Below are 12380 nucleotides of genomic sequence, written 5' to 3'. Positions count from 1 at the left end.
GGTGTCAGGCCGAGTGGTGGTCGAACTCGCCGGCCTTGACGCCGTGGAGGAGGGCGGAGAGGGCGGCGGGGGTGGTGCGGAGGACGGTGTCACCCTCATCGGACTCACGGAGTTCGACTGCCCCATTGGCGATACGAACTTCCACACACTCGTTGTTCGCGGCGCTGAAGCTGGACTTCTGCCACTGTGACCTACTCATACGTCTTCTTCACATCTTCCATGGCGGATCGAATGAACTCACGTGATCCTTCTTCGGAGAGCGCCTTGGAGTCCAGGCGAGAGAAGATCGCACGGTGCTTGGCCAAGTCTGCTGGGGAGTCGAAGAAGAGCGCGCCTTGGGTTACGTCCATCTGGATGGTGTCCAGCTCGGGGACAGGCCCTTCGGCGAACGTGAGGTTCTCGCCGGAACCCGGAAAGGTGTCGACGGCGAAAGGTACGACGCGGATTGAGATGCCAGGCTGATGAGTGCTGTCGAGGAGTGAGCCGAGCTGACCAGCAAGGACCTTGGGGCCGCCGAACTGCATCCGCAACGCAGCCTCGTGGACGAATACTTGGAACGGAATCGCGCCGGATCGAACGACCTCTTGTCGTTTGATCCGAAAAGCAGTCCTGGTGGCGATGTCCTGTGGCGGCAGCGGAGGGAAGATCCGGTCGAACACGGCCGACGCGTAGTCGCTGGTTTGCAGCAGACCGGGCACGAATGTGGTCGTGCAGATGGTCAGCCGCGTGGCGCGGCTTTCAAGCTCTGCCACCTCAAGGAAGTCGATGGTCAGAGTCCCGCGATACTTCTCCCACCAGCCCTTTTCGCGCTCCGAAGCCATGTCGGCAAGCGCATTGATCAGCGGCTGGTTGGCGCAGTTGCAGGCAGATGCGACGGTCCGCAGACGCTCGGGGCTGACGCCGATCTTCGCCTTCTCCATCTGCGTCATCTGTCCAGGGCTGATGCCGAGAGTGCGGGCAAGCTCGCTGCCGCCAAGGCCGGCTTGCTCCCGCATTCTCCGCAGCTCAGTGCCGAGTCGGCGCTGACGGAGAGTCGGGTTGGAGCGAAGGGGCATGGCGTCCTCTCTGCCGGTGCTGGGGCCAGTGTGCCGCGCTGGCGGTGCGCAGGTCCATCTTGGCCGCTGCCACGATAGAGCGAATTTTTAGGCGCAGACCTCAAAACGCAGGCATCGTGCGTTATGGTCAATGTCACATCGATCCGACGGATCGTCAGTAATGCCTGCTAGCAAGCACCGCAGAGCAGCCATGTCCTTCTCTAGTCCATGGCCTGGCTCACGGTGACGTTTCCGCCGGTTCTCCACCCCACCTCACGCCGGGAGATCTCCCATGCGTCAGTGCAACACGCCCTCCCTCACCCTCGCCCGGCAGTCCCTCCAGGACGCCATGCTCCGCCTGGGCTGGCCGCCCTCGGGCACCTTCGACGCCGAACTCGCCCTCGGTGAGCTGATCGTGAACGCCTGGAACCACGCGAACACCCCCGCGCCGGTCGTCCAGATCCTCTCCGTCACCACCCGCACCCTCCGGGTCGGTGTCTCCGACGAGAGCCCGGTCCTCCCCGAACTCCCGCCGCTCGACCTCCTCGCCGAGTCCGGCCGGGGCCTTCAGTTGGTCGCGGCCCTCACCAGTCGCTGGGGCGTCGACCCCCAGAAGCGCGGCAAGACCATCTGGTTCGAGTGCGAGCTGGACGGTGCCGCGTGAACCGCTACCCCATGCAGCCCACCGATCCCCGGATCCGGGCCTACACCGAGGACCACATCCTCACCTTCCTCGCCGAACTCCACGAGCGCGGCCGCAAGTTCGGCCTGATCTTCCCCTCCGCGACCACGGACAGGACCCTCGACGGCCGCATGCTCGTCTGCTTCAACACGGCCCCGGCCTCGACCTTGTTGAACCTCCTCACCCTGCTCCTCGACGCCGACCGCGACCGAGACCGCGAGCGCCCGTGCGGTTCCTGATCGCCGCCGCCTTCGCGACGCTCCTCGCCCTCGCGATCGCCACGGTCGCCCTGGGTGTGGTCACCGCCCTCCGGGCGACCCCGCCCCAGCCCGACGAGGACGCCTGAGCGCGAACAGCCCCCGCTGTTCTGCCCGCCCCCTCAGTGCTCCTCAGCCTTCTTCTCGAAGCCCGCCAGCAGTCCGCGCGGGTCGAAGGTCACCCGGATCCGGGCGATCTTCCCGTTCTCCACGTGCATCCAGTTCGCCGTCGGCGCCGGCGGCGCAATGCTGGTGTTCAGCTCGAACCAGGTGATGACCTCATCCCCCTCCGCCACCCGCACCTTCACGTCGATCTTCTCCAGCACCTGCCCGAGGCCCCGCAGCCCGCCGAGGGCCGCCTCGATCCCGGATGCCGTGCCCAGTGCTCCGACGAAGTCGACGTCCTCGGCCAGCAGGCCCCGGATGGTGTCGAAGTCGCCCGCCTCCCAGGCGGTGAAGTAGGTCTCGGCCAGCTCGCGTGCACTCTTCGTCGTCGTCATGCCTCCATCCTTTCGCCCCTCCATCCATCCGTCCAACAGATAGATCCGATGCCAGCTATCATCATCAGTTATGGAGATGCACCAGCTGCGCTACTTCGCCGCCGTCGTCGACGAGGGTTCCTTCACGGCGGCCGCCGCCCGCCTGCATGTCAGCCAGTCCGGTGTCAGCTCTCAAGTGGCGAAGCTGGAGCGAGAGTTGGGCCAGCAGCTGCTCGACCGCTCCGGTCGCAGGGTGTGCCTCACCCCGGTCGGGGAGGCGATCCTCCCGCTCGCCAAGAACGCCCTGGCCACGCTGGACGCCATTCAGCACACCGCCGCCGAGTTCGCCGACGCCGTCCGGGGCCGGGTCCGGCTCGGGATGATCATGGGCTGTTCGATCCCGCCGTTCCTGGACACCATTGCCGACCTCGGCCGTACTCACCCCGGCATCGAACTGAGCCTGCACGAGGGGCACTCCGACCTGCTCCAGTCCCAGGTCCTGGCCGGCGCCCTCGATCTCGCCCTGATCGGCTACGCGGGGGAGGTCCCGCAGGGGCTGGAGGTCGGGGTGGTCCTGGACGATCCGATCGCCGCCGTCGTCCCCGTCGGGCACTCCCTGGACCGGACCGGGCTGACCATCGCCGACCTGCGCGGCGAGAAGATCCTCTGCCTCTCCCCGGGCACCGGGCTCCGCGCCGCCTACGACCGCTCCTGCGCCCAGCTGGGCCTGGACCCGCGCGTGGACATCGAGGCCAGCTCCCCGGCGGCCCTGCTCCGGCTGGCCGAGCGCGGCGCCGGGGTCGCGGTGCTCAGCGCCTCCTCCCTGGAGGGCGCCGGCCTGCGGGCCGTCCCGCTGACCGACGCCCGTACGACTGCCCGCCTCGGGCTGGTGGCCCGCCGCGATCAGCACTCCCCGGCGGTCCGCCTGCTCCGGGCCAAGCTCACGGCGGCCATGCGGCCCGCCTGATCGTCATACGACTCACTCCCCAACCAGAAGTGGATCGTCCAGCGCGGCTACCTCAAGCTCGCGGACACCCTCGCTGACGCGACGCGACGCGACGCGATCCGACCCGCCCCGACGCACCAGCTCCTGAGCCTGCCCGCCGACGACGACGGCGGGCAGGCTCAGGCCTTCCAGCGCAGGTCCCGCCCCGAGGCGGCCAACGCGCGCTCCCACGCCGAGGCGTCCTCCGGCGCCGCGACCGGCTCCGCGAACCCCCCGTACTGGCGGAACAGTTCGGCGTTCTCCGCCACGATCTCGCCCACCAGCAGCGCGAGTTCCCCGTCCACCGCGATCTCCCGGCCGACCGCCCGCGCCACGTCCCAGCCGTGCAGCAGCAGTTCCAGGATCAGCATCCGGGCGATCCCCACCGCCGGGAACGGTGAACCGCCCGGGTCGACGTCCCCCTCCCAGGCGGCCGGCGCGCCCCAGGCCGCGACCGCCCGCTCCAACTGCGCCGCGTACGCCGGGCGCCAGTCGGCCTCGGCCGTGAAGTCCCGCGCGACCAGCGCGGCGGGCAGTTCGAGGCGACGGGCCCGGTGCTCCAGGCCGTGCGAGGTGTAGAGCACCCAGTGGTTGATCAGCGCCCGGGTGTCGAACTCCCCGCAGGGCGTCGGCGCGGCCAAGTCCACCTCCGCGGGGACGGCGGCGGCGACCTCGGCGGCGGCAGCGGCGGCACGGGCCAGCAGGGGGTGCAGGGGGTGAGCGTTCATGCCGCCATCCTGCGCCGGGCCGCACCGCCCGGTCTTGAAGAAACGCGACGACTACCCTGGCCGCCATGGACGACCCCGGCCCCGCCCCCGGCAGCGACTCCGCCCCCGCCCCCGGCACCGCCCCCGCCCCCGGCACCGACCTCTGCCGCGGCGTGCTCCACCCGGCCCGGGCGGCCGAGCGGATCAGCGTGGAGCGGCTCGCGCCCGCGCCCGCCGTGGCGCGCTTCGTGGAGTTCTACTGGCTGGTCCGCTGGGACCTCACCGGCCGCCCGCCGTACGAGCAGAAGGTGCTCGCCCACCCGAACGTCCACCTGGTGTTCGAGGCCCCGCGGGCCCGGGTCTACGGGGTGGACCGCTCGCTCTTCGTCCGCCGCCTGGAAGGGGCCGGGCACGTGCTGGGCGTGAAGTTCCGCCCCGGCGCCTTCCGCCCCCTCACCGGGCACCCGGTGAGCGCCCTGGCCGACCGCTCCGTGCCCGCCGCCGACTACTTCGGCCCCGAGGTGGACCGGTGCAACGCCCTGCTCCTGGCCGAGCCGGGCGCCGGGCCCGCCGACGCCTTCCTCCTGTCGCGGCTGCCCGCGCCCGACCCGGTCGCCGAGGAGGTCGCCGCGATGGTCGAGCGGATCACCGGCTCCCCGGACCTGTGCCGGGTGGACGACCTGGCCCGCGAGCTGGGCCTGACCGTCCGCCGCCTCCAGCGGCTGTTCGCCGAGTACGTCGGCGCCTCCCCGAAGTGGGTGCTGCGCCGCGCCCGGCTCCACGAGGCCGCCGAACGCGCCGCGGCGGGCGGGGGATTGGACCTCGCCGCGCTCGCCGTCGAACTCGGCTACGCCGACCAGGCCCACCTCACCCGGGACTTCACCGCCACGGTCGGCATCCCCCCGGCCCGCTACGCGAGTTCGACCTGAACCAGGTCGCAGCCGTGGCTGTAGCCGTAGCCGCGACCGATGCCGTTCGACCGCGCCCCTCCGGACGGCTACGCGCCGAGGAAGCGCTGCAGCTGGTCCAGCATGAAGTTGGCGCCGGTGTACCCGATCCCCTGGAACCACAGCTGGTCGTCCACCGGGAACGCCCGGTGCGCCTTGACCGCGCCGAGCGCCTGCCACCCCGGGCTCGCCAGCGTCGCACCGACGCCCGCCGTGACCGGATCGCCGTACGTCGCGTACAGCAGCAGGTCGCCGTCCGCCTTGCCGAGCTGGTCCGGGGGGATCTCGAAGTCCGACTGGTCGACGTTCTGCGCGTCCGGCCGCCCCACCCCGGCGTCGGCGACCACGATCCCGGGGAAGCTCTGCCGCCCGAACAGCCGGATCCCGCCGCCCGCCACGAAGCGCACCAGGCTCACCCTGCTGCCCGACAGCTTCGCCGCCGACAGCGCCCCCGCCACCTGCCCGGCGTGCTTCTGGTACGCGGTGACGAAGGCCGCCGCGGGCGCCACCCGGCTCAACGCCTGGGCGTGCAGCTGGAAGTCCGCCTTCCACGGCGCCCCGGTGGTCTGGGTGAGCACGGTCGGGGCGATCTCCCGCAGCTGCTCGTACCGGTCGCCGTCGCGGGCCTGGTTGGAGAGGATCAGGTCCGGCCGCAGCGCGCGGACGGAGCCGAGGTCGGGCGCGCCGGCCGGGCCGACCAGCCGGATGCCCGCTGTGCGGGAGGCCGGCCAGTACCCGGGGAAGCGGGTGTCGGAGGCCGGGAGCGCGGCGCCGACCGGGGTGACGCCCAGCGTCAGCGCGGAGTCCAGCACGTCGGTGTCCAGCACGACCACCCGCAGCGGCGCGCCCGGCACCTGCACCGGCCCGGTCGCGGCGTTCACCGTCACCGGCGGCAGCGGGGTGGGGGAGGGCGAGCCGCTCGCCTCGAAGCCGTCCGTGGTCGGCGGCCGAGCGGTGTTCGACCCCGAGCCGGTGCACGCCGTGAGCGCGGCCCCGCCGAGGCCGGCGAGGAACGTACGGCGGGCGATCCGGGGCATCGGCGGGTCCTCGGGCGGTGGGGCTGCGGGGGCCCGTCGATTATGTCCGAAATAGCGTTGGAAAGGCCGTTACGCGTCCACGGCCGCCGCGGTTTCCGCCGTCGCCGCCCACGGAGCCCCCGGCACGACCAGCGGAGTGCCCGTCACCGGGTCCGGCACCACCACCGAGTCCAGCCCGAAAACCTCCCGCACCAGCTCCGCCGTCACCACCTCGCCGGGCGGGCCCTCGGCGACCACCCGGCCGTCCCGCATCGCCACCAGGTGGTCCGCGTACCGGGCGGCCTGGTTGAGGTCGTGCAGCACCGCGACGACCGTCCGGCCGCGCTCGACGTTCAGCCGCCGGACCAGGTCCAGCACCTCCACCTGGTGCGCGATGTCCAGGTAGGTGGTCGGCTCGTCCAACAGCAGGATGTCCGTGCCCTGGGCGAGCGCCATCGCGATCCAGGCCCGCTGGCGCTGACCGCCCGACAGCTCGTCCACACTGCGCTCGGCCAGCTCCGCCGTGGAGGTGCGCTCCAGCGCCTCGGCCACGGCCGCCTCGTCCTCCGCCGACCACTGCTGCCACCAGCTCTGGTGCGGCTGACGGCCGCGCGCGACCAGGTCCGCCACCGAGATGCCCTCCGGCGCGGTCGGCGACTGCGGCAGCAGGCCGAGCCGCTGGGCGATCCGCTTGGTCGGGATCCGCGCCAGCTCCTCGCCGTCCAGCAGCACCGCGCCGCGCACCGGCTTCAGCAGCCGGCCCAGGGCCCGCAGCAGCGTCGACTTGCCGCAGGCGTTCGGGCCGACGATCACCGTCACCCGCCCGTCCGGGATGCCCACGTCCAGGCCCTCGACGACCGTGCGCGCCTCGTAGGCCAGGGTGAGGCCCCGGGCCTCCAAGCGGTGAGCGGTCATCGGGAGCCTCCACGGCGGGATCGGATCAACAGCCACATCAGGTACGGCGCGCCGACCATGCCGGTCACCACGCCCACCGGCAGCTCGGTCGGGGCGAGCAGACGCCGGGCGATCAGGTCGGCCAGGACGACCACCAGCGCGCCGGTCAGCGCCGAGCACAGCAGCGGCACCTGCGCCGAGCGGGCCAGCCGCAGCGCGATCTGCGGGGCCATCAGCGCCACGAAGTCCACCGGCCCGGCGGCGCCCGCCGCACAGGAGGCCAGCACGATGCCCAGCAGCGCCATGCCCAGCCGGATCCGGTCCAGCCGCAGCCCGAGGCCGACGGCCGTCGCGTCGTCGAAGGAGATCGACCGCTGAGCGCGCGCCGCCCACAGCGCCACCGGCAGGGCCGCCAGCAGCACCCACGCCAGCCGGTCGGCCTGGTCGAAGCCGGCGCCGTTCAGACTGCCGGTCATCCACACCTTCGCGGCCTGCGCCTGGAAGCCGTCCCCCTTGGTGAGGAACACCGAGGTCAGCGAGGACAGCGCCACGCTGACCCCGATCCCGATCAGCACGAAGCGCTGGGCGTGCAGCCCCCGCCGCCAGGCCAGCGCGTACACCAGCAGCCCGGCCGCCAGCCCGCCGCCGACCGCCGCGTACGGCGCCTGCCCGGTCGAGCCGACCACCCCGTACGCCATCAGCCCGACCACGGTCACGGTCGCGCCCCAGGTCACACCCACCACGTCGGGGCTGGCCAGCGGATTGCGGGCCACCGTCTGGACCAGCGCCCCGGCCAGCCCGAGCGCCGCCCCGACCATCAGCCCGACCACCACGCGCGGCAGCCGGAACTCCCCGACCACCAGCTCGTCCGGACTCGGCTGCCCCAGCACCACCTTGACGACCTCACCCGGCGAGACGGTCGACTCGCCCAGGCACAGCGAGGCCACTACCGTCGCCGCCAGCACCGCCACCAGCCCCAGGGCGGCGAGCGCCGAGCGCCGGTGCAGCAGGAACGAGGCCCGCCCGGCCCGCACCACGGAGTACCCCCGCAGGGACACCGAACTCATGCGCCCACCTCGCTACGCTCGGCGGGGGCATTCGCCCACACGCACCCCTCGACGGTTCGCTCGCCGCGCTCGCTCACGCCGCGACCACCTTCCGCCGGCGCACCAGCACCACCAGCACCGGCACCCCCACCAGCGCCGTCATCACACCCGCCGGGACCTCCGACGGCGGGAACAGCACCCGCCCCAGGGTGTCGGCGAGCAGCAGCAGGGCCGGGCCGAGGACGGCCGAGAAGGCGAGCACCCAGCGGTGGTCGGCGCCGGCCACCGCGCGGGCGGCGTGCGGCACGGCGAGGCCGATGAAGGCGATCGGACCGGCCGCCGCGACCGCCGAGCCGGTCAGCACGGTGGCGCCGAGCGCGCCGACCGCCCGGACCAGGCCGGTCTTCGCGCCCAGCCCCTTCGCGGTGTCCTCGCCCAGCGCCAGCGCGTCCAGCCCGCGCGCCACCGCCACCACCAGCACGGTGCCGACGGCCAGGAACGGCAGCAGCTGCCAGGCCACGTCCGCCGTCCGGCCGGACAGCGAGCCGACGTGCCAGAACCGGAACTGGTCCATGGTGGCCGCGTCGGTGGTCAGCACCAGGGTGTTCAGCGAGGCGATGAACGCGGACATCGCCGAGCCGGCCAGCGCCAGCTTGATCGGCGTGGCCCCGCCCCGGCCGCGCCCGGCCAGGCCGTACACCAGCACGGTGGCGATCACGGCGCCCGCGAAGCCGAACCAGACGTACCCGGTGAGGGTGGAGACCCCGAAGCCGGAGAGGGCGACCACCACGCCCGCCGCCGCGCCCTGCGAGACGCCGAGGATGCCCGGGTCCGCGATCGGATTGCGGGTCAGGCCCTGCATGACGGCCCCGGCCAGCCCGAGCGCCGCGCCGACGGCCAGCCCGACGACCGTCCGCGGCAGCCGCAGCTCGCGGATCACCACCGCGTCGGCGGAGCCGCCGCCGTGCAGCAGCGCGTCGACCGTCGCGGACAGCGGCACGGTACGGCTGCCGACCGCGAGGCTCAGCAGCACCGCGACGGCCAGCACGGCCAGCGCGACGGCGAGCCACAGTGTTCGGTGACGGGGTGTCCGCCGCTTGCCCGGTGGTGCGGTGGTGTCGGTCATGAGCCCTCTCCGCGGAAAACTCAGGTAAACCTAAGTTCCGTCTCGGAGGCGGGGCAAATCGCCTCGTCCGCCCCGGGGCCCGTTGGGTAGCCTGGCGGCATGCCCGCCACCTCACCCGCCCCGCTCACCGTCGGCTTCGACCTCGACATGACGCTGCTGGACACCAGGCCCGGCATCCGGGCCACCTACCAGGCACTCTCCGCCGAGACCGGCACCTACGTCGACGCCGACCTGGTGGTCACCCGGCTCGGCCCGCCGCTGCTGGACGAGATCCGCAACTGGTTCCCGGCGGACGAGACGGAGCGGGCCGCCGACCGCTACCGCGAGCTCTACCGCGACCACGCCTTCGCCCCGACCGTGGCACTGCCCGGCGCCCGCGCCGCCGTCGAGGCGGTCCGCGCCCACGGCGGCCGGGTCGCCGTGATCACCGGCAAGTACGAGCCCAACGCCCGCCTCCACCTGGAGCACGCCGGGCTGACCGTGGACGTCCTCGTCGGCGACCTCTGGGCGGAGACCAAGGGCGAGGCGCTGCGCGCGCACGGCGCGAGCATCTACGTCGGCGACCACCTCGGCGACATCGTGGGCGCCCGGCACGCGGAGGCCGTCGCGGTCGCCGTGGCCACCGGCCCGTACGGCGCGGACGAGCTGAGCGCCGCCGGGGCGGACGTGGTGCTGCCCGACCTCACCGGCTTCCCGGAGTGGCTCGAGCGGCACCTCGGCTCGCGCTAGGACCGCTGGGGCTCCGCCCGGTCGCGCTGGGCCCGGGCGTTCAGGAACAGCCCGGTCAGCGCGGCCAGGAACCCGGCCGGCATCAGCATGCTCAGCCAGTACATGGCCGTCGGCAGCGGCGTCAGGTGCAGGAACAGCGGCACGAAGGTGACCAGGGTGGCGAGCGCGCCGATGCCGAAGACCACCGTCCCGGCCTTGACGTACACGTCGCCGGGGTCGGCGCTCTGGCTGCTCACGTCCGCTCACTCCCTGGGGTCGCGCCGGGCCGCCCAGGTCGGGGCCCGGTCCGCGGCCCCCAGTCTGGCAGAACGCCCGCCACGGCGGCCCACCGGAGCGACTCGGTCACGTTGCGCAGTTTCCCGGCAGCGATGCGTTTTGATCCCTGCTGGGCGGGGGTATGCACGGGGTGCCGAGGGGCGCTACCAGTGCGTCCCGTGTCCTCAGACCCGGGGGTGTGAGCCGATGGACCGCGCAGAACCGCGCCCCGGCCGTGCCAGTACCGGGTCGTCCGTGACCGTGAGATCCCCGCGCTCCCGCCGGCCCGCCCGGGCCTCGGAGCGCGGATCCATCGCGGAACGCTGATGAGGCAGTGACGGACCGTTAGTCTGCTCCTGGCAATGCGCTGACCGTGAGCGCCCACGGGCGCCGAGCCGAGGTCGGCCGTCTGATGTCCCACCCCACCCAGTGATCTCCGGCCAGAGCCGGGATCCCTCACACCCATTCGAGGACTGTTCGAGATGCCCACCGGCCAGGTCAAGTGGTTCAACGAGACGAAGGGCTTCGGCTTCCTGTCGCGCGACGACGGTGGCGACGTCTTCGTCCACACCAAGGCGCTGCCCGCCGGTGTCACCGTGCTGAAGCCGGGCCAGCGGGTCGAGTTCGGCGTGGTCGCCGGCCATCGCGGGGATCAGGCGATGTCCGTGCAACTGCTGGAGGCGCTGCCGTCGGTGGCCGCCGCCCAGCGCCGGAGCGCCGACGACATGGCGCCGATCGTCCAGGACCTGATCACCACCCTGGACGCGGTGCTGCCCGGCCTCCAGCGCGGGCGCTACCCGGCCAAGCCGACCGGCCAGAAGCTGGCCGGCCTGCTGCGCGCGGTGGCCGACCAGTTCGACGTCTGATCCCCGGACGGCTCCTAGAACGCGAGCGCACCCGGGTCGAGCGGGGGCACCAGCCCCTCCGCGGCGGCCCGGGTGAGCAGCGCGCGGACGGCTTCGTAGCCCTCCTCGCCGAGGTCGGCGGTGAACTCGTTGACGTACAGCCCGATGTGCTGGTCGGCGACGGCCGGGTCCATCTCCTGGGCGTGCGCCAGCACGTACTCCCGGCTGGCCGCCGGATCCGCCCAGGCCTGCCGGACGGAGGCACGGATCGCCTCGGCGAGCTCGCGCAGCCGCTCGGCGCCCAGCGAGCGCCTGGCGACGATCGCGCCCAGCGGGATCGGCAGGCCGGTCTCCCGCTCCCAGGCCTCGCCCATGTCGGCCAGGCTGTGCAGGCCGTACCGCTGGTAGGTGAAGCGGGCCTCGTGGATGACCAGACCGGCGTCCACCCGGCCGTCCCGGACGGCGGGCATGATCTCGTGGAACGGCAGGACGACGATCTCGCCGAAGCCGCCCGGCACCGCCCGCGCCGCCCAGAGCCGGAACAGCAGGTAGGCGGTGGAGCGCTCGGACGGCACCGCGACGGTCTTCCCGGCGAGGTCCGCGGGGGAGTCCACGCCCGGCAGGGTGAGCACCAGCGGGCCGCAGCCGCGCCCGAGCGCGCCGCCGCAGGGCAGCAGGGCGTACTCCTCCAGGACCCAGGGCAGCGCGCCGTAGCTGATCTTCAGCACGTCCAGCTCGCCGCGCTCGGCCAGGCCGTTGGTCACGTCGATGTCGGCGAAGGTCACCTCGGGGGCGTCCGCCCCGGGGACGTCACCGTGCGCCCAGGCGTGGAACACGAAGGTGTCGTTCGGGCAGGGCGAGTACGCGATGCTCAGCCGTTCAGCCACGGCCGGCCTCCTCGATCAGTTCTCGGACGGGCAGTGCGGCGAAGGCCCGCTCCAGGGCGGCCAGCGCCTCGCCGATCCGCCAGGCGGCCCGGTCGCGCGGGCCCACCGGGTTGGACACGGTCCGCAGCTCGAAGGCCGGCACGCCGAAGCGGGCGGCGGCCTCGGCGACGCCGAAGCCCTCCATCGCCTCGGCCGCGGCGCCCGGGTGACGGGCGGCCAGGACGGCGGCCCGCTCGGCGCTGCCGGTGACGGTGGAGACGGTCAGCACCGGGCCGGTCACGGCCTGGACGGCACGGGCCGCCAGGGCCCGGGCGGCCAGCGCGACGACGGCCGGGGGAGGGGTGTGCCGGGCGGTGCCGAAGCCCAGCTCGGTGACGTCGGCGAAGCCCTCCGGGGTCTCGGCGCCGAGGTCGGCGGCCACGATCGCCCCGGCCAGCACGGTGGCGCCGACCGCCGCCCGCGGGGCGAAGCCGCCGGCGATCCCGGCCGAG

17 protein-coding genes are annotated in these 12380 nt (G+C 73.2%); 6 read left to right on the top strand and 11 right to left on the bottom strand.

The features are described 5' to 3' along the window. Window positions 1–4: 4 nt before the first annotated feature. Complete coding sequence (locus BG452_RS34030) at window positions 5–199, bottom strand: DUF397 domain-containing protein (RefSeq protein WP_188308209.1); 195 nt, start codon at window positions 197–199, stop codon at window positions 5–7. Next, complete coding sequence (locus BG452_RS34025; RefSeq protein ID WP_223243136.1) at window positions 192–1055, bottom strand: helix-turn-helix domain-containing protein; 864 nt, start codon at window positions 1053–1055, stop codon at window positions 192–194. Before BG452_RS34025 ends, BG452_RS34030 begins: the two co-directional genes overlap by 8 nt. Window positions 1056–1326: 271 nt before the next feature. Between BG452_RS34025 and BG452_RS34020 the strand changes: the two genes are divergently transcribed. After that, complete coding sequence (locus tag BG452_RS34020) at window positions 1327–1698, top strand: ATP-binding protein (RefSeq protein WP_188308207.1); 372 nt, start codon at window positions 1327–1329, stop codon at window positions 1696–1698. After that, window positions 1695–1955, top strand: coding sequence for a hypothetical protein (locus tag BG452_RS34015; RefSeq protein WP_188308206.1), 261 nt, complete (start codon window positions 1695–1697; stop codon window positions 1953–1955). Before BG452_RS34020 ends, BG452_RS34015 begins: the two co-directional genes overlap by 4 nt. A gap of 140 nt (window positions 1956–2095) precedes the next feature. On the opposite strand, the gene BG452_RS34010 is transcribed toward BG452_RS34015, so the two are convergent. After that, window positions 2096–2473, bottom strand: a complete 378-nt coding sequence (locus BG452_RS34010) for a nuclear transport factor 2 family protein (RefSeq protein WP_188308205.1) — start codon at window positions 2471–2473, stop codon at window positions 2096–2098. Between the two features lie 70 nt (window positions 2474–2543). Here BG452_RS34010 and BG452_RS34005 point away from each other — a divergent pair, with 70 nt between their 5' ends. Further along, a complete protein-coding gene (locus tag BG452_RS34005) occupies window positions 2544–3419 on the top strand; it encodes a LysR family transcriptional regulator (protein WP_188308204.1) in 876 nt (291 codons plus the stop codon). A gap of 158 nt (window positions 3420–3577) precedes the next feature. On the opposite strand, the gene BG452_RS34000 is transcribed toward BG452_RS34005, so the two are convergent. Further along, the gene (locus BG452_RS34000; RefSeq protein ID WP_188308203.1) at window positions 3578–4165 is read right to left on the bottom strand and encodes a TIGR03086 family metal-binding protein; all 588 of its coding nucleotides are present in this window, start codon (window positions 4163–4165) and stop codon (window positions 3578–3580) included. Window positions 4166–4230: 65 nt separating this feature from the next. Here BG452_RS34000 and BG452_RS33995 point away from each other — a divergent pair, with 65 nt between their 5' ends. Beyond that, window positions 4231–5073: a helix-turn-helix domain-containing protein gene (locus BG452_RS33995; protein WP_188308202.1), complete on the top strand. Its 843-nt coding sequence runs from the start codon at window positions 4231–4233 to the stop codon at window positions 5071–5073. Window positions 5074–5141: 68 nt separating this feature from the next. On the opposite strand, the gene BG452_RS33990 is transcribed toward BG452_RS33995, so the two are convergent. The 4 genes from BG452_RS33990 to BG452_RS33975 all read right to left on the bottom strand — a co-directional run bounded on the left by BG452_RS33990 (window position 5142) and on the right by BG452_RS33975 (window position 9173). Continuing rightward, window positions 5142–6128, bottom strand: a complete 987-nt coding sequence (locus tag BG452_RS33990; protein ID WP_188308201.1) for an iron-siderophore ABC transporter substrate-binding protein — start codon at window positions 6126–6128, stop codon at window positions 5142–5144. A 69-nt stretch (window positions 6129–6197) separates the two neighbouring features. Continuing rightward, the gene (locus tag BG452_RS33985; protein ID WP_188308200.1) at window positions 6198–7022 is read right to left on the bottom strand and encodes an ABC transporter ATP-binding protein; all 825 of its coding nucleotides are present in this window, start codon (window positions 7020–7022) and stop codon (window positions 6198–6200) included. Then, window positions 7019–8068: a FecCD family ABC transporter permease gene (locus BG452_RS33980; protein ID WP_188308199.1), complete on the bottom strand. Its 1050-nt coding sequence runs from the start codon at window positions 8066–8068 to the stop codon at window positions 7019–7021. Before BG452_RS33980 ends, BG452_RS33985 begins: the two co-directional genes overlap by 4 nt. A 73-nt stretch (window positions 8069–8141) precedes the next feature. Then, window positions 8142–9173 (bottom strand): FecCD family ABC transporter permease, encoded by a 1032-nt coding sequence (locus BG452_RS33975; RefSeq protein WP_188308198.1) that lies wholly within the window; start codon window positions 9171–9173, stop codon window positions 8142–8144. 99 nt (window positions 9174–9272) lie between these two features. Here BG452_RS33975 and BG452_RS33970 point away from each other — a divergent pair, with 99 nt between their 5' ends. Beyond that, on the top strand, window positions 9273–9902 hold the full coding sequence (locus tag BG452_RS33970) for an HAD family hydrolase (RefSeq protein WP_188308197.1): 630 nt from the start codon (window positions 9273–9275) through the stop codon (window positions 9900–9902). Here BG452_RS33970 and BG452_RS33965 read toward each other — a convergent pair. Beyond that, entirely contained in the window at window positions 9899–10138 is a 240-nt protein-coding gene (locus BG452_RS33965) for a hypothetical protein (protein ID WP_188308196.1), read from the bottom strand. The genes BG452_RS33970 and BG452_RS33965 overlap by 4 nt on opposite strands. Window positions 10139–10639: 501 nt before the next feature. On the opposite strand from BG452_RS33965, the gene BG452_RS47880 reads away from it, so the two are divergent. Further along, window positions 10640–11023, top strand: coding sequence for a cold-shock protein (locus BG452_RS47880; RefSeq protein WP_188308195.1), 384 nt, complete (start codon window positions 10640–10642; stop codon window positions 11021–11023). Window positions 11024–11037: 14 nt separating this feature from the next. Here BG452_RS47880 and BG452_RS33955 read toward each other — a convergent pair whose 3' ends face one another. Beyond that, complete coding sequence (locus BG452_RS33955) at window positions 11038–11889, bottom strand: 1,4-dihydroxy-6-naphthoate synthase (protein WP_188308194.1); 852 nt, start codon at window positions 11887–11889, stop codon at window positions 11038–11040. Next, a partial coding sequence (locus BG452_RS33950; protein WP_188308193.1) for a futalosine hydrolase occupies window positions 11882–12380 on the bottom strand: 499 nt, incomplete at its 5' end. The genes BG452_RS33955 and BG452_RS33950, both read right to left, overlap by 8 nt.

This window comes from Streptomyces sp. CBMA123 (assembly GCF_014596465.1).
Lineage (GTDB): Bacteria > Actinomycetota > Actinomycetes > Streptomycetales > Streptomycetaceae > Kitasatospora.
Note: the sequence above shows the minus strand (reverse complement) of the source record. Positions and strands in the feature narration are given on the sequence as shown.

Excerpts from the sequence above, each read along its gene's own strand:
- BG452_RS33980 (WP_188308199.1), bottom strand. The coding sequence starts at position 8,068 with ATGAGTTCGGTGTCCCTGCGGGGGTACTCCGTGGTGCGGGCCGGGCGG.
- BG452_RS33970 (WP_188308197.1), top strand. The coding sequence starts at position 9,273 with ATGCCCGCCACCTCACCCGCCCCGCTCACCGTCGGCTTCGACCTCGAC.
- BG452_RS47880 (WP_188308195.1), top strand. The coding sequence starts at position 10,640 with ATGCCCACCGGCCAGGTCAAGTGGTTCAACGAGACGAAGGGCTTCGGC.
- BG452_RS34000 (WP_188308203.1), bottom strand. The coding sequence starts at position 4,165 with ATGAACGCTCACCCCCTGCACCCCCTGCTGGCCCGTGCCGCCGCTGCC.
- BG452_RS33995 (WP_188308202.1), top strand. The coding sequence starts at position 4,231 with ATGGACGACCCCGGCCCCGCCCCCGGCAGCGACTCCGCCCCCGCCCCC.
- BG452_RS33990 (WP_188308201.1), bottom strand. The coding sequence starts at position 6,128 with ATGCCCCGGATCGCCCGCCGTACGTTCCTCGCCGGCCTCGGCGGGGCC.
- BG452_RS33985 (WP_188308200.1), bottom strand. The coding sequence starts at position 7,022 with ATGACCGCTCACCGCTTGGAGGCCCGGGGCCTCACCCTGGCCTACGAG.
- BG452_RS34005 (WP_188308204.1), top strand. The coding sequence starts at position 2,544 with ATGGAGATGCACCAGCTGCGCTACTTCGCCGCCGTCGTCGACGAGGGT.
- BG452_RS34025 (WP_223243136.1), bottom strand. The coding sequence starts at position 1,055 with ATGCCCCTTCGCTCCAACCCGACTCTCCGTCAGCGCCGACTCGGCACT.
- BG452_RS33975 (WP_188308198.1), bottom strand. The coding sequence starts at position 9,173 with ATGACCGACACCACCGCACCACCGGGCAAGCGGCGGACACCCCGTCAC.
- BG452_RS34030 (WP_188308209.1), bottom strand. The coding sequence starts at position 199 with ATGAGTAGGTCACAGTGGCAGAAGTCCAGCTTCAGCGCCGCGAACAAC.
- BG452_RS34020 (WP_188308207.1), top strand. The coding sequence starts at position 1,327 with ATGCGTCAGTGCAACACGCCCTCCCTCACCCTCGCCCGGCAGTCCCTC.
- BG452_RS34010 (WP_188308205.1), bottom strand. The coding sequence starts at position 2,473 with ATGACGACGACGAAGAGTGCACGCGAGCTGGCCGAGACCTACTTCACC.